The sequence below is a fragment of the Natronomonas sp. genome (assembly GCF_028274965.1).
Classification (GTDB): Archaea; Halobacteriota; Halobacteria; order Halobacteriales; family Haloarculaceae; genus Natronomonas.
On sequence record NZ_JAQCNO010000040.1, the window covers coordinates 41453 to 66365 of the forward strand.

Genomic DNA, 24913 nt, shown 5'->3' on the forward strand with positions numbered 1-24913 from the left:
TCCCGAGCCACCGTTCGGCGTGCCCGGGTCGACCCGGAGAGCGTCCGGAACAGAACCAGTCACACCACAGCCTCGGCGTCGGGGGCATCCGGCCGGAGGCAACCCAGTCGGTCGTTCAGTCGTCGGAAACGGCGGGGTCGGCGGTCCCGTCGGCGGCCGCCTCGCCCGTCTCGGTGAGTTCGTAGAGGTTCTGTCTCGCGTCGGCGAAGTAGACGTCCTCGGAGACGATTTCGATGTCCTCGAGCCGTTCGAGCGCGTACCGAACCGTCCGCGCGGAGAGCATCGACTCCTCGACGATGTCCTTCTGTGTCATCGCGCCGTTGTACTCTAAGACTTTGTACACGAGCTTCGCGCTGGGCGGGAGGTCAGGCAAGGCTTCCCCGTCAGAATCAACCATCTCTACTGATCAAGACGACCGCCAAGCGTATAAACGTTGATGCAAACGTGACAGGTCCTCACCGCCTGCAGCGCCCGGTCGGCGCGGGAGCGAACCGCTTTTGACGACGGGTGATCCAGTGTTGGTATGGCAACCGATACGGCCGATCGCCGGACCGCCCACATCCGCGGGGTAACGGTGACCGCGATCGCGTGTCTGGCCGGTGTCGCCGCCGCCGTCGTCTCGTCGGCCGTCGCCGCCGGCGCCGACGATCTCATCGGGGTCTACGTGCTCAGCGGGGCGATCATTGTGCAGTTCCCGCTCCACCGGGTTGCGGAGGCGGCCGGCGTTGATCTCGACACCGACGACTTCGGCGCAAAGGACTACCTCTACGTCGCGTTCATGACCTTCTCGCTTTGGTTCGTCTGCTGGGCGATCCTGCTCACGACCGGGGCGAGCTTCTGATGGCCGACGACAGCATCGCCGTCGTCGATCTGGACCGCTGTCAGCCCGATCGGTGCAACTACGAGTGCGCGAACTTCTGCCCGCCGAACCGGACCGGCGAGGAGTGCATCGTCACCCGCGAGGAGCGCCACGACGAGGGCGAACACTACGCCGGCGGGGCCGACCAGATCTCGATCTCCGAGGAGCTGTGTCTCGGCGAGACCTGCGGGATCTGCGTCGAAAAGTGCCCCTTCGACGCGATCGAGATCATCAACCTCCCGCAGGAACTCGACGAGGAGCCGACCCACCGCTACGGGGAGAACAGCTTCGCGCTCTACGGGCTCCCCGCGCCCCAGGAGGGTCGCGTGACCGGGATCCTCGGCCCCAACGGGATCGGTAAGACGACCGCGGTCCACGTGTTGGCCGACGAGATCACGCCGAACCTCGGTCGCTTCGAGGACGAGCCCGAGTGGGACACCGTCCTCGAGGAGTACCGCGGCACCGAGCTCCAGGGGTATCTCGAGGACCTCCAGGAGGGCGACGTCACCGTCGCCCGCAAACCGCAGTACGTCGACAGGATCCCCGATACCTTCGACGGGAAGACGAGCGAACTCCTGGCCGGCGTCGACGAGCGCGGCGTCGCCGACGACCTCGTCGAACGGCTCGGCATCAAGGCCGTCGTCGACCAGCCGATCGGTACGCTCTCTGGCGGGGAACTCCAGCGGGTCGCCCTGGCCGCCACCCTCGTCCGGGACGCCGATTTCTATTTCCTCGACGAGATCACGCCGTACCTCGACATCGGACAGCGCGTCACCGCCGCCCGCCTCGTGCAGGAACTCTCCGCCGAGGGGCGATCGATGCTCGTCGTCGAACACGACCTCGCGGTGTTGGACCTCCTCGCCGACGCCCTCCACGTCGCCTACGGCGAACCGGGCGTCTTCGGGGTCGTCACCCCACCGAAATCGACCAAGGCCGGGATCAACCAGTACCTCACGGGCTATCTCGAAAACGAGAACATGCGGGTCCGCCCGGAGGCGATCGAGTTCGAGGAGCACGCCCCCCGGAGCGGGGGCTACGGCGACACGCTCGTCGAGTACCCACAGGTGCGGAAGTCCTACGGCGACGGCGAGTTCACCCTCGAGGTCGATTCGGGGGAGATCAGACACAACGAGGTCCTCGGCATCGTCGGGCCGAACGGGATCGGCAAATCGACGTTCGCGAAGCTGCTCGCGGGCCGGATCGACGCCGACGAGGGCGGCTTCGACGCCGACCTCGACATCTCGTATAAGCCGCAGTACGTCGAGATCGACCGCCGGATGCGCGTCGACGCCTTCCTCCGCTCGATCACCGACGAGTTCGGCACCTCCTACTGGAACACCGAGATCGCACAGCCGCTGCAACTCGAGCGGATCATGGAGCAGAACCTCACGGACCTCTCGGGCGGCGAGCGCCAACGCGTCGCCATCGCCGCCTGTCTCTCCCGGGAGGCGGACCTCTATCTGCTCGACGAGCCCTCCGCGCACCTCGACGTCGAACAGCGCGTCCTCGCGACCCGGGCGATCCGGCGCTACACCGAGACCCACGACAAGACGGCGATGGTGATCGACCACGACATCTACATGATCGATCTGCTCTCCGATCGCCTGCAGGTGTTCGATGGGACCCCGGCCGAGCGCGGCCACGCCGGCCGACCGATGGGGATGCGCGAGGGCATGAACGCCTTCCTCTCGGAGCTCGACGTCACCTTCCGCCGGGACGAGCGCACCGGCCGCCCGCGGATCAACAAGCCCGGCTCCCAGAAGGACCGCGAACAGAAACGCGAGGGCGAGTACTACTACGCGCCGACCGAAAGCGAATAACCCCTCGGCGCCCGCCGTTCTCGGACGCTTTTCGACTCGCCGACCAACGCCCCGCCGGCCGCCGACCCGAACGCCTGGGTTTATCGCCCCGGCGGGCGAGACGTCTCCGTGCGACTCGTTCAGGTCACGATCCCGACCGGCAAGCGCCGGACGGTGCTGAAGCTCCTCGACGACGAGGGGATCGACTACGTCGTCACCGACGAGACGAGCGGCCGGAAGTACACCGCCGTCGCGTACTTCCCGCTCCCGACGAACGCGGTCGAGCCGGTCTTGGAGAAACTCCGCGAGGCGGGGCTCGAACGGGAGGCCTACACCGTCGTCCTCAGCGCCGAAACCGTCGCCTCCGAGCGCTTCGAGGCCCTCAAGGAGAGCTACGCCGAAACGGAGGACAGCGAGGAGCGCATCGCGAGACAGGAACTCGAGGCCCGCGCCGAGGAACTGGCCTCCGCGCTGCCGACCTACGTGATCATGACGGTCGTGTCGGCGATCATCGCCACGGCGGGGCTCCTACTCGACTCCCCGGCGACGGTCGTCGGCTCGATGGTCATCGCCCCGCTCATCGGCCCGGCGATGGCCGCCGCCGTCGGCACCGTGGTCGACGACGGCGAACTGTTCCGCCGCGGCATCAGCCTCCAGGTCCTCGGCGTCGCGCTGGCCGTCGTCTCCGCGACGGCCTTCGCCGTGTTCGTTCAGGCGACGAACCTCGTCCCGCCCGGCCTCGATCCGCTCACGCTCTCGGAGGTCGAAGAACGGCTCTCGCCGAGCGTCCTCTCGCTGGCCGTCGCCCTCGGGGCCGGCGTCGCCGGCGCGATAAGCCTCACGACCGGCGTCTCCGCGGCCCTCGTCGGCGTGATGATCGCGGTCGCGTTGATCCCGCCGGCGGCGACGGTCGGGATCGGCATCGCGTACGGCAACCCCACGCTCGCGGTCGGGTCCGCCGTCCTCGTCGCCGTCAACGTGCTCTCGATCAACCTCGCCGCCATCGTCGTCCTGTGGTACGTCGGCTACCGGCCACAGCAGCTTTTCAAACGCGACCGGGCGAGGATCGCAACGCTGCAGCGCGTCGCCGTCCTCGTCGTTGCGATCGCGCTGTTGTCCGTGTTTCTCGGCGGCGTCACCTACGATTCCTACCGCGCCGCGACGACGGAACAGGAGATCCGAACCGGCGTTGCGACCGAACTCGCAGAGCCGACGTACTCGGGGTACGAACTCATCGAGGTCGACGTGGTGACCGACACCGACTACCTGCTGTTTCAGCACCCGACAGACGTCGTCGTGACGGTCGGCGTTCCCCCCGACGACCCCCGGCCGGGGCTCGCGACGGCGGTTGCGACCCGCCTCGAGGCCCAACACGGCATCGCGGTCGGCGTGGACGTCCGCTATCTCGAGGTCGAACGCTCCGGGTGACGGCCCTCGGGGACCGCTTGAGCGATCGGTCAAACGATCGTTTGACGTTTCGCGAGGTATACCACCGAACCGGGTCTCGGTGGGCGTATGCACCGAAAACGGTTCGCCACACTGATCGTTCTCGCGTCGCTCGTTGCGATGGCGCTCGTCGGCGTCGCCGTCGTCTCGCCGACCGGCGCGAACGCCCCGACGGAGCGCGGTGACAGCACCATCACCGTCAGCGCCACCGGCGAGGCGTCGGCCCCGCCGGATCGCGCCCTCGTCCGGGTCGCCGTGACCGCGACCGGCGACGACGCCGGGGCGGTCCGTGAGGACATCGCGGCCGACGCCGACGCGCTCCGGGAGGCGCTCGCGGACGCCGGGGTTGCCGAGGGGGCCTACGAGACGACCGAGTACCGGATCGCAGAGCCCCGCCGCCCGCCGGAGAGACGGGACGGACCCGCCCCCGCCTACCGCGGCGTCCACGGCTTCGAGGTGACGCTTTCGGACCCCGACCGCACCGGCGCGGTCGTCGACGCGGTGGTCGACGCCGGCGCCGAGATCGAGGGCGTCGAGTTCACGCTCTCGGACGCCGAGAGGAACGAACTCCGCGGGGAGGCGATCGAGGTCGCGATGGCCGACGCCCGATCGCAGGCCGAGACCATCGCCCGCAACGGCGACCTCCGCGTGACCGGCGTCCGGCGCGTCGACGCCTCACAGCGCCGGTTCAGCCCCGTCCGGTACGACGCCGAGGCGGGCGACGCTGCGGCCCCGAGCGAGAGCGCACTCGACGGCGGCGACGTCTCCGTGACCTACGAGGTCACCGTTGGGCACAACGCGACTTCGGTTTCGCCCTGATCGCCCAGCGGGCGCTGGGCGCTTCGGATCTTTCGGATCGGATCGCCGGCCCACTCAGGACTCGAAGGGCAACTCCGGTTCGTGGCCGACGGCCTCGATCGCGGCCGCGAGGACCGCCTCGACGCCCTCGCCGGTCTCGACGCTCATGTAGTGGTCCGCCTCGACGTCCGTCGAGCAATCGGACTTGTTGCAGACGACGAGGACCGGGACCTCGAAGGTCGCCTCGACGTCCGCGAGGAGATCCGACTGCGCGCCGATCGGGTACCCGCACTCGCCGCTGGCGTCGAGCACGAAAAGCACCGCGTCGGCCAGGTGCGTCAGCGCCGACACCGCCTGCGATTCGATCGCGTTGCGCTCCTCGGCCGGCCGATCGAGCAGCCCGGGTGTGTCGATCAACTGGTACCGGACGTGGTTCCGCTCGAGGTGGCCGACGTCGATCCGCGTCGTCGTGTAGGGGTAGGCGGCCGTCTCGTTTCGGGCGTTCGTCACCCGGTTGACGAACGACGACTTCCCGACGTTCGGGTAGCCGGCGACGACGATCGCGGGTTCGTCCTCCCGGATGTCCGGCAGCGTTTTGAGGGCGTCGCGGGCCGCCCCGATCGCCAGCAGGTCGGGCTCGACCTGCTCCGTCACGTCCGCGAGACGGGCGAAGGCCTGCTTGCGGAGCTTCCGGGCCGTGCCGGTGTCGGCGGTCCGGATCCGGCCGTGGTACTCGCCTCTGATGTCGTCGGTCTGCCGGGAGGCCCACATCACCTCCGAGAGGTGCTCTCTGAGCCGGTTGACGCCGCCGACGTCCGTGTCCGAAAGCGTCGCGTCCGCGAACTCGTAATAGAAGTCCCCCACGGTATCGAAATCGGGCCAGGAGGTCACGACGTTGCCGAGGTTGTCCGAGAGGATGTTCGCGGCCGTCTGTAGCATCGACTCCTGGGCCTCCTTGCCGGTCTTGGCCCGCCCCGCCCGTGCCGCCCGAGAGAACGCCTTGTCGACCAGCTCCTCCGACCGGGGCGTCGTCGGAAGGTCCTCGAAGTGCATACCACCGCTTGTGTGTCGCGGCTTATAAGCGGCGTGTCTCCCGCCGACGCGGGTGATTTCGCGGGGTACGGCTCCCGGGCCGACGGGCGGCGTCGGGGGCCGCGCTCAGAGCATCTCCAGGGCGTCGTCGACGGAGAGATCGCCCCGCCGCACCGCGCTCAGCACGTCGCGCCTGTCGTCGCTCTCGGCGCGGACCGAGACCTCTTCGAGGGTCACCTTCCGGGACTCGCCGGTGAACTCGGCGAAATCGGTGCCGTCGGCGAGCGCCGTCTCCTTTTTGACCCGGTAGTTGCCGCCGTCGGTCTCGTAGAGCTCCCCGGGGTGAAAGAAGTACCACTCCTCGCGATCGAACCGGACGCCAACCCGGGGGTTCGCACCGAAGTTCCGCGCGAAGTAGACGAGCGCCTCGATCTCCTCGCCGGTGAGATAGATCGGATCGCCGGCGGAGGACTTGGCCTCGATCGCGTAGAACGTCCCGCCGTCGCCGGCGAGCACGTCGGGCAGCTCCCGCTCCGTTGCGCTCCCCGACGCCGGCGCGCGCATGACCGCGAAGCCGGCCTCGTCGAGCGCCGTCACGAGTTCGCGCTCCCTGCGATCGCCCTTCGCGTTCGGGTTCGCCATCACCGACCGTTCCGTGGCGGGCGGGCTTAAATGACGCCCTCCGGCTCCCCGCCGCGCTCTCGGATCCATCCGCTTGAGGACCCGCTCGGCACCGACGGCCCTTTCGACGCGGCCCACAAAGCGCCCGGCATGACCGTCGATCCCGACGCCCTCGTGTTACCGGCCTTCGAGGACCTCGCCGACCTCCCCGGCGAGGCGACCCCGTGGCACAACGCCTACGACCTCGATCGGTCCGCGTCGATCGACGGCGTGCCGCCCCCGGTCAGGTACGGGGACCGCGGGGTCGCCGTGGTCCCGACGGGGATCGGCAAGACGGCGGCCGCGACGACGACCGCCGCCCTCTGTTCGAGCCCCCGGATCGACCTCGACGGCGCGCTCGTCCTCTCCGTCGGCGCGGCCGGGGGCCCGCCGGCGCTTCCGATCGGCTCCGTCGTCGTCGCCGACACGATCGTCGATTGGGACGACAAGTGCCGGGTCGACCCCGACGACGAGGGCTCACTCGCGTTGAACCCCTACACCGACGAGGGGGCCTTCGAACTCGACGCCGGCTTGCTCGAGGAGGCCCGGGCGGCCGCCGACGCCGTCGACCTCTCCGAGGGGCCCGACCGCGGAACGCGCAGTTCCGACGCCGCACCGGACCCGCCGACGATCGCGGGCGGGACGAACCTCTGTGGGGACGAACTCTGGCACGGCCGCGAACTCGCCGCGCAGGCGGCGTGGCTCGTCGAGGCCAACGAGGCCGGACCGTACCGGGCGACCGAGATGGAGGACGCCGGGACCGCGGCGGCCCTCGAGCGCTTCGGCCGCCTCGATCGGTACCTCAGCGTCCGGGGGATCTCGAACCACGACCGCCCGCCGGCCGGCGTGCCCGCCCGGGAGTCGCTGCTCGATCCCGGGTTCGAGGCGGGGTTCGGCCCCGCGATCGAAAACGCCGTCCGGGTCGCCCGGAGCGTGATCGAAGACCTCGCGGCGTGACGCGTCGACGGAACGCCCACACGCCCTCGCCGGCGCTCACGGAGGGACGGACGCAGGCGCAGACTCGGGCGCAGCGGAAACAAACGTAGACGCGGAGGCGGACACGAACACGGCGCGCGAGACCCCGACCCGCGTCACCGCGAGAGCCCGACCTGGTTGCGGAGGTCGTAGGGGTGTTCGCCGGTGATCCACTCGAAGAGATACCCCTTCGTTGCCCGGTGGGTCCGGACGCCGTCGTGGCCCGTCTCGAGGGTGACGTTCGTCGCGCCGTCGAGTTCGGGGCTCTCCTCGCAGCGCCAAAACAGCGCGTCGTCGGCCCCGCGGAGCGTGTAGTAGTCGGTGTCGCCCGGCGTCTCGTCGCGGTTGAGGACCGAAAGCGGGTGGTTCTCCATGTCCTCGTAGTCCGCGCGAAGCACCGGGCTCACCTGGTAGCCGTGGCTCCTGATCCCGGCCTCGTCACACCAGATGTTGAACACCGTCCCGTGGTTCGGCCCGGCCAACCCGACGAGGGTGTCGACCCACTCGTAGCGGTCGCGACTCGCGAGCCAGTACCGGAGGCCCGTGACGCCGAGGCTGTGGCCGACGACGGCGACCGACTCCGCGCCGGTGTGCTCCCGGACCCGCCCGACGAAGTCGTCCAACTGTTCGGCCATCTCCCGGTGGGTCGACGCCCCCTCCCGGAAGGAGATGGCCCACAGGTCGTCGCCGCCGTACCCGCGCCGCAAAAAGAACTCGGCGTGTGACTCCCAATCGCAGGCGTCCCGCTGGGTCCCGTGGACGAACACGACCGGCGTCGGGGACGCGTCGCCCTCGAAGGCGCCGGCCGGCCCGTCGACGCCGTGGAACGCCCGTCCACCCCAGCCGCCGTACTCGCCGTCCGTCGACCACGGGAGCCGGTCGTCGTCCGTCCGGTCGTGCTCGCAGTCGACGACGCATCCGTCGTTGCGCCGGGAGCGCCGCAACCGCCGGAGGATCCGAAGCACCGCTGGCGAGAAGGGCCATCCACGCGTCGCTGTCTCCGTGAACATGCTCATGATCGTCGCCCGTGTCCCGGCCGCCGTCGGGGATCACCCCACCGGCCGGCGGTCTGCGACCCGGACGTTCTTACGCACCGAACGGTCTATCATTATTTATATGCTGCGATGGGCACGCCCGGCGTTTCGACCCCGAGGGCGACCCGGTCCGGCGGCCCCCGTTCCGTCCGGTGCGCCCGGCTACTCCGTTCCGCCTTCGGCCCGCTCGACCCACTCCCTGAGGCGGCCCTCGGGGACGTCGATCCCCCCGGCGAGCGCCGCGGGGTCGACGCCCTCGAGATCGCCGACGGTGTCGATCCCGGCCGCTCGGAGCCGCCCCGCGTAGGTCGGGCCGATCCCGTCGACGTCCTCGAGACCCCGCCTGCGTTCCGCCTCGGATTCGGCCCCGGAGCCGTCCCCGCCGGCCCCCTCCTCAAGCCGGGAACGCTCCTCGTACCACGCACAGACGTCCGGCCACAGATCGCCGTGTGCGCGCCCCGAAACGGCGAGGCCCATGTGTCCGGTGTCGGCCTCGAAGACGGCCGGATCGCCCGGAAGCACCCCGGTGAACGCCCGCTGTGCCTCCGGCGGGACGACGTGGTCGTAGTTGCCGATCACCTGAACGATCGGCATCGTCAGGTTCCCGAGGTCCGCGTGCCTGCCGCCGACGTACATCTCGTTGTTCGAGATCGACTCCTCGTGGTAGACCGCATCGACGAAATCGACGAGCAGCTGCCCCGGGATGTCGATGCTCTCGTCGATCCACTTCTCCATCCGGGCGAAGTTCCCAACGAAGTCCTCGTCCTCGATGCCGTCGAAAAAGCGCAGGTACTTCGTGAGGTTGTCCGCGACCGGCTCCCGCAGCGAGAAGCCGGCGTCGACGTACTCCGCCGGGGCGTTCCCGTAGGTGTCGACGAGGCTCCGCACGTCGAAGAAGTCCTCGCCGACCCACTGATCGAGCACGCTGTCGGTGTCCCGGAGGCCGACGGAGATCGCCATGAGCCCGAGGGTGTGGACCTTCTCGGGGTACAGCGCGGCGTACAGCACCGACATCGCCCCGCCCATGCAGTACCCGAGGTGGTTGATCGCCTCCCGTCCGGAGCGGTCCCTGACGACGTCGACGCAGTTGTCGATGTAGCGATCGACGTAGTCTTCGAAGGTGAGATGGCGGTCCATCAGCGACGGCTCGTTCCAGTCGATCATGTAGACGTCGAACCCGTGATCGAGGAGCGTCCGGACGACCGAACGTTCCGGCTGGAGATCGAGGATGAACGGCTTGTTGAAAAGCGCGTACACGATGAGGATCGGCACGTCGTGTTGCTCGTCCGTCCGTGACTCGTAGTGGAGAAGTTCGAGTTTGTTCTCCTCGTAGACCACCTCGCTCGGCGTCTGTCCCACCTCGACGTCGGCGACCCGTCTGTTCGCGTCGTCGACGCGGGCGAGCTTTTCGAGGAACTCCCCCGCGTTCTCCCAGGTCTGGCGCTGGAGGTCGAACGCGGTCTCCGGCGGGGTGCTCATGCCGACCGCTCCAGGTGTTCGAGCACGCGGTCTAACTTCTCCTCGACGGCGTCGAGCCGGTCGAGTTCGTCCTCGACCCGCTGTTGGCGGCGCTCGAGTTCGACGAGACGCTCGCCGAGTTCCCGGACGTCCCGCTCGGTCGCGAACCCGAACTCGTGAAGCGTCTCCTGGGCGTTCTCGTCGGCCCGCTGTCGCATTTCGAGGAGGTCCTCGAGGTTCTGCCCCGTCGCCGCCGCGAACGCGTCCGTCGACATCACCCGCTTGAACGCCTCGTTGGCGTTGTCCAGCCAGACGTCGCGGAACTCCTCCGGCGAGACCTCCTCGCCCTCCGCCGCCGCCGAGACCTTCTCTGCGGTCTCCTCGGCGGCGTCCATCCAGGCCTCGTACGCCCCGCCGTACCCCTCGACGGTCTCGGCGACGTACTCGGGGTTCTCCATCGATCCGACGGCCTCCTGCCAGGACTCGACGAACTCAGAGTTGGCGTCCGCGCTCGCCTCCATCGCCGTCGTCACCTGTTCGTTCATCCGTTCGACGAGCTCCGCCCAGTGGTCCGACGTCGACCCCGGGTCCCGCTGTCCTGCCATGCGATGAGTTAACTAACGGCCCGCTTATAGTGGTTCTGTTCGCCGCCGCGGCCGTTGGGTCTCGGATCCGAGCGCTCCGACCCAACGGTTCGACGGTCCAACACGTCGGCTCGACGGCCTAACGCGTCCCCGCCCGGGCCTCCGGTCTCAGGCCTCGCGGCTCTCGCTCAGATGCTCCCAGACCTCGGCGCACCCGCACCCGTCCTCGATACCGGCGAGGTGTGCCCCCTCCGGTCGGTCGCGCTTGCGCTCGGTCTCTCCCGTCTCGGATCCCGCCGTCTCGTTCGTCATACATACAGTAGGTCCTCCGACGTAATAAACCACGCCGGAGCGTCGATAGCGTGGGACACGGTATCGCGCTCAGAGGCGTCCGGCCGGGCGCCGCCGTGGTCCGCCCGATTCCGAACCCACCTCCGGAGACCGCATCCCCGGTCGGGCCCGCGGAACCGCTGCCGACGGTGGCCGCGCGGAAAGGCTTTCACTCGACGGATCCGTACCGACGCGCATGTCGACGTACGTCACCGGGCGAACGCTGAACGAGCGCGGCGATCCGATCCCGGACACCGGCTTCGAGGTCGAGCGGGGGAGTTGGCTCGACGACCGGATCCGAGACCGGACCGGGCCGATCACCTCCCATCCGACCCGGGCGGTCTGGGGGCTCCCACTGACCGACGGGGACGGACCGATCCGGACGGCGAGCGTTCTCGGCCCCGGGTATGACGGCCCGCCCGCCCACTACCACGACCGGAGCGTCGAACTGTTCGACGTCAAGACCGGATCGCTGACGATGACGCTCGACGAGGAGGACCGGACCGTTTCGGCGGGCGAGACGGCGACCGTCGACACCGGCGTCGTGCACACGCTCCGCAACGAGACGACCGAGCGGGTCGTCGTCGTCACGGAGATCCGCTCGCCGGGGCGCCTCCGGCAGGTGCTTCCCACGCTCGGCGGGCTCGCTCACGACCGCTCGCGGACCTCCGAGGACCCCCTACAACAGGCGCTCATCGCCGACGTGCTCGGGGACAACACGACGTTCGTCCGCGAGGAGGGCCTCGCCGGTTCGGCGGCGAGCGCTCTCGCTCCGATCGCCCGCCTGGCCGGCTACCAGGGCGCGTACGCGACGTACACCCAGCCGGCCTTCTGGCGGGCGCACGTCGAACAGCCGGCGGGGTGATCCGACTCTCGCCCGGGCGGGAGCCGGGACGCCCCCAGGGAGGCGTCAGATTATAGTGTCTTCGGCCCGTGTTAACGGTACACATGAACGTCGAAACGGAACTCACCGCCGAGAACGTGATCGTTCACGTCGACGGGGACGCCGTCGGCACCCTCACGCGCGAGTTCTGGGACGAGTGGACCGACCGCATCGAAAACGACCCCGAGTCGTGTCTGTCGGCCTGTCTGGCCGACCGGCCTATCGCCCCCAACGCCTGAGCGGCGCTCACGGCCGATACCGGTCGTCTCAGTCGGCGCCGTGGCTTCCGGGGTTTCGCGGTCGGAAACACCCCCTGCGATCGACGGGAACGAAAACACCACGTTCCGGGCTGTGGCCGTCCGAAAGACTCGCTGTTGCTTGCGGGAGCGAAGATCTCGAACGAGAATCGCGCGGAGACCGGATGCCGCCTCCCGGATTGTGAACTACGCCCAGAAATGCTCGCTTCGCTGCGCCTTTCTGGTCTAGTTCAAATCCGCTCGGGAGCATTTTCACTGCTCACGTAGCTCGCAGGAAAATGCCGCCTCCCGGATTTGAACCGGGGACAGCTCGATCTTCAGTCGAGTGCTCTCCCAGTCTGAGCTAAGGCGGCCTGCGTCTCCGAGGAGGCCCAGGCCCTCAAAAAGGGTTTCGGAAGCCGGCGACGCGACGGGGTTCGGGCACGTCCGATCGACGACCGGCGGCCCCGCGACGACCCGCTTTGCTCACTGTCGATCGGCGGATGGGCCCCGACGGAACAGTATGTGATCTACCCCCGAGATACCAGGCAGTATACTCATCGACGGATATTACACACGATCGACTACTTCACATCCGAAATTAATATCCGATCTACTGGTAGCCTTGCGGTCTGAAACGCTCACGTCCTAAAGCCACCGATAGATGAAACTGCAGGGTCAACCGACACATCCTCACATAAGACGCCATGGGATGCCTGTGTCGCTGCCCTGTCTCGTCGGGGGTTGTGACAACTGCCTGATCCTCCGAAGCGTCGAGTGGTGTCCCAATCGCGTTGCCCTCGCCGTCTTCGAAGGTGAACGTTGTCTGATCGCCGAACGTTCGGGCGGCAGTTCTCGGGTATAGCGGCTCCGACCCCCGGTCCAAACCGGTTCGTGTTGCCACCCGGTCGGTAGCCGATGCAGATAGACAATTCCCAGGTGAGACCACAGTAGGACGCCGCTGGACCGGGAACGTTCAAATATTGCAGCTATCGTCAGCGATTAACTCGCAACGTCTTAGATGTTTATATACGCCTGGCTAACACGGTTAAAGGACTGATCATCGCACAGGTCGCTGCACTATGGGTGGCCGTATTCACCCTTGGACTGACTCACGAGATGGGTGTCAACTATCTACTGATTGGAGGCACTGCCCCGAGTAACCCACTCGTCCATGCCACGAACGATACAGTAGTTAGCCTCATTCCGTATCTTGCAACGCTTGGAGTCGCTGAAGTGATTGTCCGGCAGATTAATCCCGGCAACAGAACTCGACAGTCCACCGCGTAACAAACGCACACGATCGGCCGTTCGAAGCGCCACTGAGCAGTATTGGACGTACTGCGGTACCTGAAACAGAGGCTGTAACCGAACAGCCAAACACGACCAGGCCATTCACAGCACGCTCTGAGGAATCTCGCGTAAATCGGCCTGAAAACCGGGGCGAAAACGCGATAACCGACCGTCTGCACGCGACTCGGTACCACGGAGTTTGAGACGACTCGATAGGTACTGCTGGGCGCAGTGCGCGTCTCTTATACAGATGTTTCTCGGAGGCATAGTCGATCAGATCGATCAGCGAAGAGTATCTAAGCACGGTTCATAAACAGTTATGACGAAGCTAATGGACCTGTTCGTGTTCGGACGTCGGCACTGCTGATCACCTCGATCCATGCTCTGAAGAGCGTGGAATCAGGCTATCGGACGTCCGGCACGCGTAGCGGCGGCGGTCTCAACGCGCACTGAAATGAACCGGCGACACACCGGGAGGACGTTCGTCTGCCTCTCGTTGAGCCGTGTCCCGGCAGCGTGGCCCGCTAGAATCTGTGCCATCGCCGCATGGCTCACACCGATGGTTCAGTTCTCCCTGTGGTCCGGGGACGGCATCCCACCGACCCCGCAGCGTAACGTGCTATTTGACTCACGACGTTCAATATAGCGGCACGGTTCCACAAGCGTTGCTTACCCCAACCCCGCCCGAGGACAGAGGTGTGCGCCCGCGGAGTTATAACTCCGCGCTCAAATGCCGTGTTGACCTATCAGTGTAGTCAGATACAATAACGTATTACAAAACCGCACAGCACAGAATCTATTTCGCAAACTCAACGCCAGTAATATCGAATCGCACACCGCCGTCGCGCCCCTCGGTTATGTTGATCTCCCAGCCGTGGGCCTCAACAATCTCTTCGACAATATTTAATCCAAAGCCCGTCCCTCCCTCAGACGAGGAATACCCGGGTACGAAGACTTTCTCTCGGATATCTACTGAGATACCCGGTCCGTCGTCTTCAATATAAAACCCTCCCCCACTCTCTCCAACCCGTAGTTCAACATCCGATCCACCGTGCTCGATTGCATTCCGGTAGATGTTTTCGAACAAACTCTTCACCCGCCCCGGAGCCGCCTCAATACTCCGGTCCGTAGATACACGCAGACGTGCGTCTGCTGTCTCGACGGTCTCCCACGTTGATTCTGCGACTCCTCGAAGGCTAACCGGCTCCGTATCGGCCACAACCTCACCTTGTTTCGCTAGGGTCAGTAGTTCCTCAAGCATTTCTTCCATCCGACGTAGCGCCCGATCAGCCTCCTCGAGTGACTCGGCGGCAAGCTCTTCGGTCAGTTCCTGAAGCGCCAGTTCAATCCGTCCTTGAGCAACGTTCAGTGGTGTCCGGAGGTCGTGTGACACGATGCTCGTGAACTTCTCGAGTCGATCTCGCTCCCGGCGCAGTTGCCAGTAGCTTTCGTCGCTCTCATCGACGTCCACAGCGGTCCCAATGACCGCTGGCTCGCCGTCAAGTTCGATCTTCCGCGCCAGCAGTTCAATACTAACCGCGTCTCCGTCGACTTGGACTCCGACAAACGGTTCCCGGATCGAGTCTCTGTCACCGACCATCACCTCTCTGAGATTTTCCGCCAGTCGCTCTTGATCATCCGGCTGGACACACTCCAGTAGCGACTCGCCAGCCAGTGCATTCGCATCATCCGTATATCCGAACAACTCCGCGAGTCCTGGGTTGTGGTATATGAGCTCCGTGCCGCGGGTGATGTACAGCCCGATCAGATTCTGTTCAACAAGCAGCTGATACCGTTCTTTGGCTTCGCGGAGCTGTCGCTCGCGTTCTTTCCGCTCAGAGATGTCCCGGAGAATGCCGAGTGAGCCACGAAACTGATCGCCCTCATACGGCAGAACGCCCATCCGGTCCTCACAGATAACAGTGCCACCGCTTTTCGGTTCAATACGGACCTCAAACGTGATACTGTCCGGCCCGTCGTCCGAGAGAATCCGAGCCAAGTGCTTTTCACCGAGTGCGACGGCTCGATCATCTTTGACCAACGACGGCTCACTACCTTGGATCGCTGCCCGGTCATATCCGGTTAGCTCACAGAACGCATCGTTAACGTAGCTGAACCGACCGGTGTTATCAAGAACATACACCGGGTCGTCGATAGCGCTCAGAAGGGTATCGAACCGCTGGCTGTCGCGGTGGGCCTGCATCGTCTTGATATCGTGCTGAATCCGCGTGGCAACGTATTCGTACACGTCGGGATCGCCTTTTTGAATATAGCTGCTGGCACCGGCGTTCAGTGCTTCTGCTGCTACATCCTCGCTTCCTTCGCCGGTCAGGAGGACGAACGGAATCGAAAGGCCGGGGAATTGCTGTTGAACTGTCTGTAAAAGCTCTATGCCGTTCATTTCCGGCATCTTGTAGTCACTGAGCAGACAGTCGGTCTGCTCTTGTTCTGCCTGTATGCGATCAAGGGCGTCTGTGGGGGAGTGCTCAGAGACAACCTCGAACCGGGGGTCGTGCCGGTGTAGAAACTCCCGGGTCAGATCACAGAACGATGGATCATCATCAACGTGTAAAATTCGGATCGTCTCTGGCATGTACACTGGTCAATCCTACGGAGTAAATAAGTGTGACTGCTTCCGGAACGACGTCCCCGCGAGACTAACACCGGGGCCTCTCAGCAGTTTCGAGCCGGGGCCTCGGCCTCAGAAAGCGCCGGGCTCCCGACTGATCGGAGGCGCAAAGCGGGTATGCCAGGCCGGGCGTCGACCCCCGCAACACAGATGACCGGCCTGTAACCGCCTGACTCGCAAAGCACTTCTCACGGGCGAACCGAACTACCCGCAGGTAAACGGACCGGATCCAATTCGGCTAACGACCGTGCAAACTGTGGATGGGCCCGGGCGGAGTCGAACCGGAGAACGACTCACTTCGTTCGACGTTCAGGGTTCGCTCCGCTCGCTGCGCTCACGGCTTCGCTGTTCGCCCTCCGCGAGCGCCAGTGGGCCCGGGCGGAGTCGAACCACCGGTCTCGGCCTTGTAAAGGCCGCGTCATAACCAACTAGACCACGGGCCCGTCGTTCGGGAGGAACCGGCGGGAGCGCATAACGCTTACCCTCCGTGACGGAACGCTTAGGTCGACGCCTCCCTACGTGCGGTACGATGGATCGCCGCCGCCTCGGCTACGGTGTCGCCGTCCTCGCCGTCCTCGTGGTCGTTTCGGTCGCGCTCTCCGGTGGCGCGTTCACCCTGTTGTTCGGCGACGGCTACGATCCGAACGCAGAGGACGACGCCGGATACGACCGCACAACCGTCGCCGTCGTCGACGGCGAGACGGGCGCGGAACTCGGGTCCGTCGAGGCGGCGGTCGCCGACACCTTCGGCAAGCGCTACCTCGGACTGAGCCGGACCGACAGCCTGCCCGAGAACGGCGGTATGCTGTTCGTCCACGACGAGTCGTCGGAGTACACCTACGTGATGCGGGGGATGTCCTTCGGGATCGACATCGTGTTTGCGGCCCCGAACGGGACGATCACGACGATCCACGAGGCGCCGGCGCCGGCCCCCGGCGAGGACGGCAGCGACCGGGCCTACACCGGCGACGGGCGGTACGTCCTCGAGGTGAACCGCGGGTGGACGGCTGATCGTGGCGTCGAGGTCGGCGACGAACTCGTCTTCGAGGTGTGACCGCCCCCCAGCGGCGGTCGCCCGGAGTTAAGTCGCCGGGGTCCGTTGAGCGGGTATGTGTGCGTTCGCGCTCGGTTCGGTCGCTCGCGCCGCTCCGACGCCGTCCGGTCGGGCCGCCGGAGTCGCCGCTTCGTCCCGCGGACCCGTCCGCCCCCGCAGCACTCCGAACGCGCCGCCGGAGCGGCCCGTCCCGTCCGCCGACCCGCCCGTCGACCGAACGGGGGTCGCCTGATGGAACCGGAGTACGGCGAGACGTGGACGTACGAGAGCATCGTCAGCGCGCTCCCCGGCATCGACATCCCCGACTCCGTGGCGATCGCGATCCAACTGGTCGTCTTCGAGGTCTCGGTCCTGGCGCTTGCGTGGTACTACGACCTCTGGAACGCGGTCCTTGTCGGGACCGCGGCGGTCGTCGTCGCCGCCTTCGGCAGCTTCGAGATGCTCCGGATCAGCGCCGCGGCGCGCCGGCCGAAGACGCCCGAGTCGTACCGTCGGCTGCTGTTCGGGTCCAACATCGAGGTCGTCCTCTCCGTGCTGGCGTTCATCGCGCTCGTGACCCACCTGTTCGTATTCGACACCGCCTCCGAGGCCCCGCTCGTCCGGACGCTTTTCGGCCCCGACCCGCCCGTCCTCGTCGTCTACGCGACCCTGCTCGTGCTCTGGGACCTCTGTTATCGGATCGGGACCGGCTGGTGGGCGTCCGTCGTCGGGCTCTGGCGGTCGTTCCGGTACCGCTTCGACACCGAAACCGCCGCGATCCTCCGCCGCGTCGACAGCGAGATCATCCTCTTTTCGACCGCACAGCTCCTCCTGTTGCCGTTTCTCACCGGCCATCCGGTCTTGTTCGCGGCCCTCGCCGGCCACGTCGTGGCGGTGACGGTCGTCTCAGGGACCTCAATACTACTCTTGGGGCTCAGGCAGTACTGACCGAGGGGTCACTCCTGGATCCGCTTGAACTGATCGATGAGCGCCTCCGCGGAGTCGCCCGAGTCGTAGCTGACCGCGCCCTCGTAGGTCGTCCGTCCGTCGTCCTCGCCGATTTCGACGTTCGATGTCTTCCGCTCGCGACGCTCGTGTTCGGCCTCGTCGTAGGCACCCATTGACATGGTATAGATCCACTTGGTTGGTAGGTATTATCAATATATCGCCGCCGCGACCGCGCCGCCGGTGTTTCGGGAAGCGCAACCGCTAAACCGCCGGCCGGGTAGTATCAGGCGTGGCAGGGCCCCTCCGTTTTCGGGCGTCCACGGGGACGTGGACGCGCGATCGCGTCCGCAGCCAACTCCTCGCGCCGCTCGCCGACTCCTTCGGCGCGAGACTCGAAGAGCCGTGGTTCGAGATCGGCGACGACCGCTACGACGCGGTCCGCCTCGAGATGGACAACGGCGACCTCGCGCTGTTTTGCTTTCGTCCGGGTTCGGCCTACTGGCTCGGCAACACGGAGACCCCCGAGGCGCTGTGGCGGACCGACAAGTACACCTTCGCCGAGGCGCCCTACGCCGTGACGCGGTGGGCCAAGCGGGAACTCACGGCGCGGTTAGAGGTGACCGACCCCTGGCTCGCCGACTTCGAGTACGTCTCGTGGTTCTTTTTGCCGGTCTTCTTCTCGAAGGACGGCCAGAACACGACGCGTCGGTTCTTCGCGGAGGACGCCGCCGGCTTCCCCGACGCGACCCGCGAGGAGGGGCTGTCGTTTTACGAGTCGCTGCTGTCGACGGGCGTGCTGGACGAGCACCGCTACACGATGTCCTCGAAACTCGGGACCTCCCCAGGGTACGACCGCACGCGGATGCGCGCGACGATGTCGGAGTTCACCGTCGCGAAACTGCTCGTCGACGCCGGCCTCGCGTTCGAACCCGAGGTCGAGCAGGCGAGCGGACACGCGCTGGATTTCGCCGTTGGCGAGCACCTCGTCGAGGTCACCCGCCCGGAGCCGCCCGCCCGCCGTTCGCACGCGGATCACCCGGTCGCGGCCGTCAGGGAAACCGGCGGCGCAAAGCGGACCGACCAGCTCGCCGAACACCCCGAGGCGACCCTGATCATCGACTGTACCTCGTTCAGCGACGCCGAGTGGACGGCGGTCGCGGCCGAGCGCCCGGCGGTCGGCCACGAGCCGACCGTCGTCGTCAGAGCCCGCCCGAACGGCCGGATCGAAGGCTACGTTCACGGGCGGGTGCCGTTCGATCTCACCGCGGCGCTCGCGGACGCCTGAGCGCTTCGCCGGTCGGGACGGTGCCGAGTCGGAACGGCTAACAGCCAGCCGCACACACACCGCTACAATGAGACTGCCCGAAACGCAACTCGCGCTGCTGGAAGCCGCCAGCGCGACCGAGGCGCGGACGATCGCACGGCTCGCCGAACGCCTCGGCGAGGACCCCGCGTCGCTCACGCGGGCCGCCTTCGAGCTCGAAGACCGGGGGCTGCTCGCCGTCGAGGAACGCGCCGCCGAAACGCGCTCGCTGACGGCCGAAGGCGAGCGGTACCGCGAGGTCGGCCTCCCCGAACGCCGGCTCCGGGCGGCCGCCCTCGAGGCCGGCGGTGCGGACGAGCCCGTCGAGATGGGGCGACTGATCGGCGAGGCCGATCTCGAGGGCGAGGTCGACATTGCCCTCTCGAACCTCGCGCGGAAGGGCTACGGCGACATCGACGGCGGCGCGGTCTCGGCGGCGCCGGACCCCGAGACCGACCCCGACGCCGATCCCGAGGCCGAGGCGCTCGACTCGATCGCCGGCGACGCCGACGCCGAGGCCGACGTCGAGAGCGCGGTTCTGGACCGGCTCGTCTCCCGCGGGCTCCTCGAGCGATCCGAGACGACCGTCCGGAGTGTCACGCTCACGGAGGCGGGCGTTACCGCGCTCATGGAGGGGATCGAGGCGGCCGAGACGGTCGGTGCGATCACGCCGGAACTGCTCACCTCGGGCGAGTGGGACGCGGTTGAGTTCGCCGAGTACAACGTCGAGGCCGACGCCGAAACGACCCACGGCGGCAAGGAGCACATCCTCCGTCGGACCGCGAACCGCGTCAAGGACGTCCTCGTCGGGATGGGCTTCGAGGAGATGTCCGGTCCCCACGCCGACGCCGACTTCTGGATCAACGACTGTCTGTTCATGCCGCAGGATCACCCGGCGCGGACCCACTGGGACCGCTTCGCGCTCGAGGTGGCCCCGATGGCCGACCTCCCGCCGGACCTCGTCGAGCGCGTCGCCGACGCCCACCGGAACGGCGTCGGCGAGGACGGCGACGGCTACCACTCGCCGTGGGACGAGGACTTCGCCCGGGCGGTCGCGTTACGCGGGCACACGACGTCGCTCTCGATGCGGTATCTCTCCGGGCAGGCCGTCGGCGAGTTGGAGCCGCCACAGCGGTACTTCAGCGTCGAGAAGGTCTACCGGAACGACACGCTCGACCCGACGCACCTCCTCGAGTTCTTCCAGATCGAGGGGTGGGTGATGGCCGAATCCCTCTCGGTGCGGGACCTGATGGGCACGTTCACCGAGTTCTACGAGCAGTTCGGGATCACGGACTTGGAGTTCAAACCGCATTACAACCCCTACACCGAACCGAGCTTCGAACTGTTCGGCCGCCACCCGGAAACCGGCGACCTGATCGAGATCGGCAACTCCGGTCTGTTCCGCGAGGAGGTGCTCTCGCCGCTCGGCGTCGAGTGCGACGTGATGGCGTGGGGACTCGCCTTAGAGCGACTCCTCATGCTGATGTACGGCTTCGAAGACATCAGGGACGTCCACGGGACGCTCTGTGATCTCGAGCTCCTGCGGAACGTGGAGGTGGTGTACTGATGCCCGTCGTCGAGATCGACCCCGAGGAGCTCAAAACGCTCGCCGGAGCCGAGGACAAACCCGACGAGGAGCTGAAATCGGACCTGTTCGCGCTCGGCCTCGAGTTCGAGGGCCGGACCGACAACGGGGCCTTCGAACTCGAGTTCGCCCCCGACCGGCTCGACCGGCTCTCCGTCGAGGGGATCGCCCGATCCCTCCGGTACCAGTACGGCCACGACCGCGGCGTCTACCTCCCGAGCGTCAACGACGCCGAGTGGGCGATCGAGGTCGACGAGTCCGTGCCCGACGAGCGCCCCTACGTGACCGGTGCGGTCGTCCGGGGGGTCGACCTCGACGAGAGCCGGCTCGAATCGATCATCCAACTCCAGGAGAAACTCCACGCGACGATGGGCCGAGAGCGCGCCAAGGGGGCGATCGGCGTCCACGACCTGGCGATGCTGAAGGGGCGCTCGGCCTCTGACGCCGGCGCCGAGGGCGCCGACGAGCCCGGGACCGACCCGACAGGAGACGCGCCCCCAACGTCGATGTCGACGCCGGCGACGAGCGACGACCCGACGAACGGGCCCGAAAAGACGATCACGTACCGCGGCGTCGCGCCCGACGGCGATCGCTTCGTCCCGCTCGACGACGACGCGGACCGGACGCCGGCCGAGGTGCTCGAGACGCACCCGACCGGCGACACCTACGGCGATCTCGTTTCGGGCTTCGAGCGGTACCCGGCCATCTACGACGACATCGGGCTCTTCTCGTTCCCGCCGGTCATCAACGGCAAGCGGACCGAGGTCGACGAGGGCTCGCGGGACCTCCTCATCGAGATGACCGGCACGGACCAATGGACGATCGACCGGATGCTCGCGATCGTCTGTTACGCCCTCGACGCCCGCGGCGGCCAACTCGAGGCGCTCGAGGTCCGCTACGGCGACCGGACGCTCCCCCGGCCGGACCTCTCGACGGAGACGAAACGCCTCGCCCACGAGCACGTCGAGACGACCCTCGGCATCGACCTCCCCGGCGCTGACGTCGTCGATCTGCTCGAACGGGCCGGCCTCGACGCCGACGCGACGAACGATCCGGACACGGAGCCGTCCCAGCATGACGCCTCCGGCCCCGACATCGAGCGCGTCCCGCGGCGCGCGGCGAGCCCGGACACCGCCCCCTCCGATCCGGACGACGGCTCCGGGTCGACTGACGAATCGGGGCTCGTTTACGAGGTCGAGATCCCGCCGTACCGGGTCGACGTGCTCCACCCGATGGACCTCGTCGACGACATCGGCCGGGCCTACGGGTTCAACGACCTCGACCCGCGATACCCCGACGTCTCGACGGTCGGCGGTCGAACCGAGGCCTCGCGGCTCGAGGACGCGGCCCGCGACGCCCTGGTCGGCCTCGGCTTCGAGGACCTGTTGAACTTCCATCTGACGGACGAGACGGCGCTGTTCGAGCGGATGTCGCTGTCGCCCGACGACGACGCCCTCGGGGCCCGGACGCCGCCGCGGATCACCGAGCCCTACAGCGAGGCCTACACCGCCGTCCGGACGTGGGCGCTGCCGTCGCTGCTGTCGGTGCTCGAGAACAACACCCACCGGGCGTACCCCCAGGACCTCGCCGAGATCGGACTCGTCGCCGGCGTCGACGACGACGAGCCGACCGGCGTCGCCGAACACCGCTCCGTGGCCGCCGTCGTCGCCCGCACCGACGCCTCCTACGAGGACGCGAAGGCGCGGCTGTCGGCGGTCGCGCGCACCTTCGGGGTCGAACTCGAGACGCCGCCGACCGAACACCCCTCGTTCGTGTCGGGGCGGACCGCCGCCGTCGTCCTCGACGGCGCCCCCGTCGGCGTCATCGGGGAGGTACACCCCCGGGTGCTCGTCGAACACGACCTCGAGGTCCCCGTTTCGGCCTTCGAGTTCCGTCTTGAGGGCCTCGGCGACCGCTGACTCAAGAGAGATCGGCGCCGACGGCCTCGGCGATCGATCCGAACCCGTCGCGCTCCAACAACTCAAGGAGGCCGCGGTTGATGTCGCGGGCGACCGTCGGGCCCTCGTAGACGATACCGGTGTACAACTGGACGAGACTCGCCCCGTTTTTGATCTTCTCATATGCGCCCTCTGCGTCGGTGACGCCCCCGACGCCGATCACCGGCTTGTCGGTGCGCTCGGCGACGAACCGGACCGCGGAGGTGGCCGTCCCCTCGAGTGGCTTCCCGGAGAGCCCGCCCGCCTCGTCGGCGTGCGCTCCGGCGAGGGAGTCGGGTCGGTCCGTCGTCGTGTTCGCCGCGATGACGCCGTCGAGATCGAGCGCCTCGACGACGTCGACGGCCTCGGCGATCGCCTCCTCGGTGAGGTCGGGCGACAGTTTGACCAACAGCGGGTCCGCCCCGGCGTCAGCGAGCTCCCCGAGGATGGACTCCAGGCGATCGCGCCGCTGGAGCGCCCGCAGCTCCGGCGTGTTCGGCGAGGAAACGTTGACGACGAAGTAGTCGCCGCCGCCGGCGACCCGCTCGAAGGTGTAGCGGTAGTCCGACTCGGCCTCCTCGTTCGGGGTCGATTTCGACTTCCCGATGTTGACGCCGATCGGCACCCGCGGGTCGGTCGTCTCAAGCCGCTCCCCGACGACGTCCGCGCCGTCGTTGTTGAACCCCATCCGGTTTATCAGGGCCTCGTCCTCGGGGAGCCGAAACAGCCGCGGGGGCGGGTTGCCGGCCTGCGGTTCGGCCGTGACGCCGCCGATCTCGACGTGTCCGAACCCAAGTGCGGCCAGCGCGTTCGGCACCTCGGCGTTCTTGTCGAATCCCGCGGCGACCCCGACCGGGTTCGGGAACGTCCGTCCGAACGCCTCGACGCGCAGGCGCGAATCCACGACGGTACAGGCGTCCGCGACGACCCGCTCGATCGGCGTCGACTGCAGCCCCGAGAGCAGCCGCTTGCCGACCCCGTGGGCCGTCTCGGCACCGAGACCGAACGCGAGCGGTTTACACCGATCGTAGAGCGTCATCAGGTACCACGGGGCCGCGAACGCTGTTAAACACCCCGGTCCGAACCCGCCCTCAGCGCCCCCTATCGGCTTTGAAACACTTCGAACCCAGAATCTCACATCTCGACCCCCCGGCCGGGGGCGCTCAGAGGTCGTGGTCGACGTCGTCCGCGTCGGCCTGCTGGATGATTATCTTCCCCTCCCGGACGCGGACGAACACCTCGTCGCCGATGTCCATCCCAGCCACAGCGAGCTCGTCCTCGTGGATGTTCACGTGGACGTTGTGGTACTCCCCCTCGTCGTCCTTTGCGCCACTGGGGCTGAGCGTCTTCTTTCGCACCATCTCGTTGTGTGGCCCCTCACCCTACGAGCCACATAAGTGTACCGTGCGAGTCCCGCCGCCGACACGCCGTCGCCCGGCCGACGACCGAACGCCCGGACTCTAATTAAGACGCGCCCGCAAGTGACGTCCGTGCGCGCGAGTCAAGCCGCCGACGTTCGGTCGCTTCGCTCCGGGTGGATCGGTCCTCCGTGTCGGCGTTTCGGCGGCGCGCGCGACGCGGCGTTTATAAAAGACCCCGTCGCCGTCCCCGATCGCGGGGATATATTTATAATATCCTGTGTGCAGACCTCACATGGAGGAGAGAAACCATGGCACGCGACGACGATGACAAGCGAAACTTCGCGCTTCGGGAGAACGGCGACGACGAGACGAGCGTCTTCTCGGGGCGGACGCCGAGACAGGCGGCGCTGAAGGCGGCCCGCCGACTCGACGCCGCCGAAAGCGAGAACGCGGCCGACGAGACGGAGATCCGGCTCCGCGAGAAGGGCACGAAGAAGGTCCACATCTACGAGGCGTGGGCCTGGGAGGAGACGGCCCCCGAGGACAGCCCCGGCTGGATGCCCGAGGAGATCACAGAGGCCAACGTCTCGAAGGAGGGGATCAAACACCTCGAAGAGATCTGATCGCCCCGCCGGCTCCCGTCACCGGAACGGCTATACAGCTGCTGGGGCTACCGTCGGTGCGCGGCGACTCACCCGGCCCGACTGCGTGTACGCGCGTAGGATGAGGG

The 24913-nt window shown here is 67.1% G+C and carries 24 protein-coding genes and 2 tRNA genes; 13 read left to right on the forward strand and 13 right to left on the reverse strand.

The window, feature by feature from the left end; genetic code table 11:
• Positions 1-115 precede the first annotated feature (115 nt).
• Positions 116-397, reverse strand: a complete 282-nt coding sequence (locus Q0916_RS05635; protein ID WP_299235536.1) for a helix-turn-helix transcriptional regulator — start codon at positions 395-397, stop codon at positions 116-118.
• A gap of 126 nt (positions 398-523) precedes the next feature.
• Between Q0916_RS05635 and Q0916_RS05640 the strand changes: the two genes are divergently transcribed.
• The 4 genes from Q0916_RS05640 to Q0916_RS05655 all read left to right on the forward strand — a co-directional run bounded on the left by Q0916_RS05640 (position 524) and on the right by Q0916_RS05655 (position 4923).
• A complete protein-coding gene (locus tag Q0916_RS05640; protein ID WP_299235537.1) occupies positions 524-841 on the forward strand; it encodes a hypothetical protein in 318 nt (105 codons plus the stop codon).
• Positions 841-2679 (forward strand): ribosome biogenesis/translation initiation ATPase RLI, encoded by a 1839-nt coding sequence (locus Q0916_RS05645; RefSeq protein ID WP_299235538.1) that lies wholly within the window; start codon positions 841-843, stop codon positions 2677-2679. Before Q0916_RS05640 ends, Q0916_RS05645 begins: the two co-directional genes overlap by 1 nt.
• 108 nt (positions 2680-2787) lie before the next feature.
• Positions 2788-4086, forward strand: coding sequence for a TIGR00341 family protein (locus Q0916_RS05650; protein WP_299235540.1), 1299 nt, complete (start codon positions 2788-2790; stop codon positions 4084-4086).
• A gap of 87 nt (positions 4087-4173) precedes the next feature.
• Positions 4174-4923: an SIMPL domain-containing protein gene (locus tag Q0916_RS05655; RefSeq protein WP_299235542.1), complete on the forward strand. Its 750-nt coding sequence runs from the start codon at positions 4174-4176 to the stop codon at positions 4921-4923.
• 54 nt (positions 4924-4977) lie between these two features.
• Here Q0916_RS05655 and Q0916_RS05660 read toward each other — a convergent pair whose 3' ends face one another.
• Together Q0916_RS05660 and hjc are read right to left on the reverse strand one after the other, a co-directional pair.
• Complete coding sequence (locus Q0916_RS05660) at positions 4978-5955, reverse strand: NOG1 family protein (RefSeq protein ID WP_299235543.1); 978 nt, start codon at positions 5953-5955, stop codon at positions 4978-4980.
• 105 nt (positions 5956-6060) lie between these two features.
• Complete coding sequence (gene hjc, locus Q0916_RS05665; protein ID WP_299235544.1) at positions 6061-6576, reverse strand: Holliday junction resolvase Hjc; 516 nt, start codon at positions 6574-6576, stop codon at positions 6061-6063.
• 30 nt (positions 6577-6606) lie between these two features.
• Here hjc and Q0916_RS05670 point away from each other — a divergent pair, with 30 nt between their 5' ends.
• The gene (locus Q0916_RS05670) at positions 6607-7551 is read left to right on the forward strand and encodes a phosphorylase (RefSeq protein ID WP_299235545.1); all 945 of its coding nucleotides are present in this window, start codon (positions 6607-6609) and stop codon (positions 7549-7551) included.
• Positions 7552-7685: 134 nt separating this feature from the next.
• Here Q0916_RS05670 and Q0916_RS05675 read toward each other — a convergent pair whose 3' ends face one another.
• From Q0916_RS05675 to Q0916_RS05690, 4 genes are all read right to left on the reverse strand, one after another.
• Complete coding sequence (locus Q0916_RS05675; protein WP_299235546.1) at positions 7686-8585, reverse strand: esterase/lipase family protein; 900 nt, start codon at positions 8583-8585, stop codon at positions 7686-7688.
• 180 nt (positions 8586-8765) lie between these two features.
• Positions 8766-10082, reverse strand: a complete 1317-nt coding sequence (locus tag Q0916_RS05680) for an alpha/beta fold hydrolase (protein ID WP_299235547.1) — start codon at positions 10080-10082, stop codon at positions 8766-8768.
• Positions 10079-10666, reverse strand: a complete 588-nt coding sequence (locus tag Q0916_RS05685; RefSeq protein ID WP_299235548.1) for a poly(R)-hydroxyalkanoic acid synthase subunit PhaE — start codon at positions 10664-10666, stop codon at positions 10079-10081. The genes Q0916_RS05680 and Q0916_RS05685 overlap by 4 nt, the downstream gene beginning before the upstream one ends.
• A 147-nt stretch (positions 10667-10813) precedes the next feature.
• Positions 10814-10957, reverse strand: a complete 144-nt coding sequence (locus Q0916_RS05690) for a hypothetical protein (protein WP_299235549.1) — start codon at positions 10955-10957, stop codon at positions 10814-10816.
• Positions 10958-11171: 214 nt separating this feature from the next.
• Between Q0916_RS05690 and Q0916_RS05695 the strand changes: the two genes are divergently transcribed.
• Both Q0916_RS05695 and Q0916_RS05700 read left to right on the forward strand, forming a co-directional pair.
• The gene (locus tag Q0916_RS05695) at positions 11172-11840 is read left to right on the forward strand and encodes a cupin domain-containing protein (protein WP_299235550.1); all 669 of its coding nucleotides are present in this window, start codon (positions 11172-11174) and stop codon (positions 11838-11840) included.
• Positions 11841-11923: 83 nt separating this feature from the next.
• A complete protein-coding gene (locus Q0916_RS05700; protein ID WP_299235552.1) occupies positions 11924-12097 on the forward strand; it encodes a hypothetical protein in 174 nt (57 codons plus the stop codon).
• Between the two features lie 297 nt (positions 12098-12394).
• Here the strand turns inward: Q0916_RS05700 and Q0916_RS05705 are convergent.
• From Q0916_RS05705 to Q0916_RS05715, 3 genes are all read right to left on the reverse strand, one after another.
• A tRNA-Phe gene (locus tag Q0916_RS05705) sits at positions 12395-12468 on the reverse strand.
• Positions 12469-14183: 1715 nt separating this feature from the next.
• Positions 14184-15980, reverse strand: a complete 1797-nt coding sequence (locus Q0916_RS05710; protein ID WP_299235553.1) for a PAS domain S-box protein — start codon at positions 15978-15980, stop codon at positions 14184-14186.
• 405 nt (positions 15981-16385) lie between these two features.
• Positions 16386-16459 (reverse strand) — tRNA-Val (locus tag Q0916_RS05715).
• An 86-nt stretch (positions 16460-16545) separates the two neighbouring features.
• Between Q0916_RS05715 and Q0916_RS05720 the strand changes: the two genes are divergently transcribed.
• Together Q0916_RS05720 and Q0916_RS05725 are read left to right on the forward strand one after the other, a co-directional pair.
• On the forward strand, positions 16546-17070 hold the full coding sequence (locus Q0916_RS05720) for a DUF192 domain-containing protein (RefSeq protein ID WP_299235554.1): 525 nt from the start codon (positions 16546-16548) through the stop codon (positions 17068-17070).
• Positions 17071-17301: 231 nt separating this feature from the next.
• The gene (locus tag Q0916_RS05725; RefSeq protein WP_299235556.1) at positions 17302-17997 is read left to right on the forward strand and encodes a DUF7530 family protein; all 696 of its coding nucleotides are present in this window, start codon (positions 17302-17304) and stop codon (positions 17995-17997) included.
• Between the two features lie 8 nt (positions 17998-18005).
• Here Q0916_RS05725 and Q0916_RS05730 read toward each other — a convergent pair whose 3' ends face one another.
• Positions 18006-18176, reverse strand: coding sequence for a DUF5786 family protein (locus tag Q0916_RS05730; protein ID WP_299235558.1), 171 nt, complete (start codon positions 18174-18176; stop codon positions 18006-18008).
• Between the two features lie 110 nt (positions 18177-18286).
• Here Q0916_RS05730 and Q0916_RS05735 point away from each other — a divergent pair, with 110 nt between their 5' ends.
• From Q0916_RS05735 to Q0916_RS05745, 3 genes are all read left to right on the forward strand, one after another.
• Positions 18287-19282, forward strand: coding sequence for a DUF5784 family protein (locus tag Q0916_RS05735; protein WP_299235560.1), 996 nt, complete (start codon positions 18287-18289; stop codon positions 19280-19282).
• A 67-nt stretch (positions 19283-19349) separates the two neighbouring features.
• Positions 19350-20867: a phenylalanine--tRNA ligase subunit alpha gene (locus tag Q0916_RS05740; RefSeq protein ID WP_299235562.1), complete on the forward strand. Its 1518-nt coding sequence runs from the start codon at positions 19350-19352 to the stop codon at positions 20865-20867.
• Entirely contained in the window at positions 20867-22804 is a 1938-nt protein-coding gene (locus Q0916_RS05745; RefSeq protein WP_299235563.1) for a phenylalanine--tRNA ligase beta subunit-related protein, read from the forward strand. Before Q0916_RS05740 ends, Q0916_RS05745 begins: the two co-directional genes overlap by 1 nt.
• 1 nt (position 22805) lies before the next feature.
• On the opposite strand, the gene Q0916_RS05750 is transcribed toward Q0916_RS05745, so the two are convergent.
• Positions 22806-23861: a quinone-dependent dihydroorotate dehydrogenase gene (locus Q0916_RS05750; protein WP_299235564.1), complete on the reverse strand. Its 1056-nt coding sequence runs from the start codon at positions 23859-23861 to the stop codon at positions 22806-22808.
• A gap of 124 nt (positions 23862-23985) precedes the next feature.
• Entirely contained in the window at positions 23986-24183 is a 198-nt protein-coding gene (locus Q0916_RS05755; protein ID WP_299235566.1) for a hypothetical protein, read from the reverse strand.
• Between the two features lie 308 nt (positions 24184-24491).
• On the opposite strand from Q0916_RS05755, the gene Q0916_RS05760 reads away from it, so the two are divergent.
• Complete coding sequence (locus tag Q0916_RS05760; RefSeq protein WP_299235567.1) at positions 24492-24806, forward strand: non-histone chromosomal MC1 family protein; 315 nt, start codon at positions 24492-24494, stop codon at positions 24804-24806.
• Positions 24807-24913 lie beyond the last annotated feature (107 nt).

Excerpts from the sequence above, each read along its gene's own strand:
- Q0916_RS05635 (WP_299235536.1), bottom strand. The coding sequence starts at position 397 with ATGGTTGATTCTGACGGGGAAGCCTTGCCTGACCTCCCGCCCAGCGCG.
- Q0916_RS05640 (WP_299235537.1), top strand. The coding sequence starts at position 524 with ATGGCAACCGATACGGCCGATCGCCGGACCGCCCACATCCGCGGGGTA.
- Q0916_RS05645 (WP_299235538.1), top strand. The coding sequence starts at position 841 with ATGGCCGACGACAGCATCGCCGTCGTCGATCTGGACCGCTGTCAGCCC.
- Q0916_RS05655 (WP_299235542.1), top strand. The coding sequence starts at position 4,174 with ATGCACCGAAAACGGTTCGCCACACTGATCGTTCTCGCGTCGCTCGTT.
- Q0916_RS05660 (WP_299235543.1), bottom strand. The coding sequence starts at position 5,955 with ATGCACTTCGAGGACCTTCCGACGACGCCCCGGTCGGAGGAGCTGGTC.
- hjc (WP_299235544.1), bottom strand. The coding sequence starts at position 6,576 with ATGGCGAACCCGAACGCGAAGGGCGATCGCAGGGAGCGCGAACTCGTG.
- Q0916_RS05670 (WP_299235545.1), top strand. The coding sequence starts at position 6,607 with ATGACGCCCTCCGGCTCCCCGCCGCGCTCTCGGATCCATCCGCTTGAG.
- Q0916_RS05675 (WP_299235546.1), bottom strand. The coding sequence starts at position 8,585 with ATGAGCATGTTCACGGAGACAGCGACGCGTGGATGGCCCTTCTCGCCA.
- Q0916_RS05680 (WP_299235547.1), bottom strand. The coding sequence starts at position 10,082 with ATGAGCACCCCGCCGGAGACCGCGTTCGACCTCCAGCGCCAGACCTGG.
- Q0916_RS05685 (WP_299235548.1), bottom strand. The coding sequence starts at position 10,666 with ATGGCAGGACAGCGGGACCCGGGGTCGACGTCGGACCACTGGGCGGAG.
- Q0916_RS05690 (WP_299235549.1), bottom strand. The coding sequence starts at position 10,957 with ATGACGAACGAGACGGCGGGATCCGAGACGGGAGAGACCGAGCGCAAG.
- Q0916_RS05695 (WP_299235550.1), top strand. The coding sequence starts at position 11,172 with ATGTCGACGTACGTCACCGGGCGAACGCTGAACGAGCGCGGCGATCCG.
- Q0916_RS05700 (WP_299235552.1), top strand. The coding sequence starts at position 11,924 with ATGAACGTCGAAACGGAACTCACCGCCGAGAACGTGATCGTTCACGTC.
- Q0916_RS05710 (WP_299235553.1), bottom strand. The coding sequence starts at position 15,980 with ATGCCAGAGACGATCCGAATTTTACACGTTGATGATGATCCATCGTTC.
- Q0916_RS05720 (WP_299235554.1), top strand. The coding sequence starts at position 16,546 with ATGGATCGCCGCCGCCTCGGCTACGGTGTCGCCGTCCTCGCCGTCCTC.
- Q0916_RS05725 (WP_299235556.1), top strand. The coding sequence starts at position 17,302 with ATGGAACCGGAGTACGGCGAGACGTGGACGTACGAGAGCATCGTCAGC.
- Q0916_RS05730 (WP_299235558.1), bottom strand. The coding sequence starts at position 18,176 with ATGTCAATGGGTGCCTACGACGAGGCCGAACACGAGCGTCGCGAGCGG.
- Q0916_RS05740 (WP_299235562.1), top strand. The coding sequence starts at position 19,350 with ATGAGACTGCCCGAAACGCAACTCGCGCTGCTGGAAGCCGCCAGCGCG.
- Q0916_RS05745 (WP_299235563.1), top strand. The coding sequence starts at position 20,867 with ATGCCCGTCGTCGAGATCGACCCCGAGGAGCTCAAAACGCTCGCCGGA.
- Q0916_RS05750 (WP_299235564.1), bottom strand. The coding sequence starts at position 23,861 with ATGACGCTCTACGATCGGTGTAAACCGCTCGCGTTCGGTCTCGGTGCC.
- Q0916_RS05755 (WP_299235566.1), bottom strand. The coding sequence starts at position 24,183 with ATGGTGCGAAAGAAGACGCTCAGCCCCAGTGGCGCAAAGGACGACGAG.
- Q0916_RS05760 (WP_299235567.1), top strand. The coding sequence starts at position 24,492 with ATGGCACGCGACGACGATGACAAGCGAAACTTCGCGCTTCGGGAGAAC.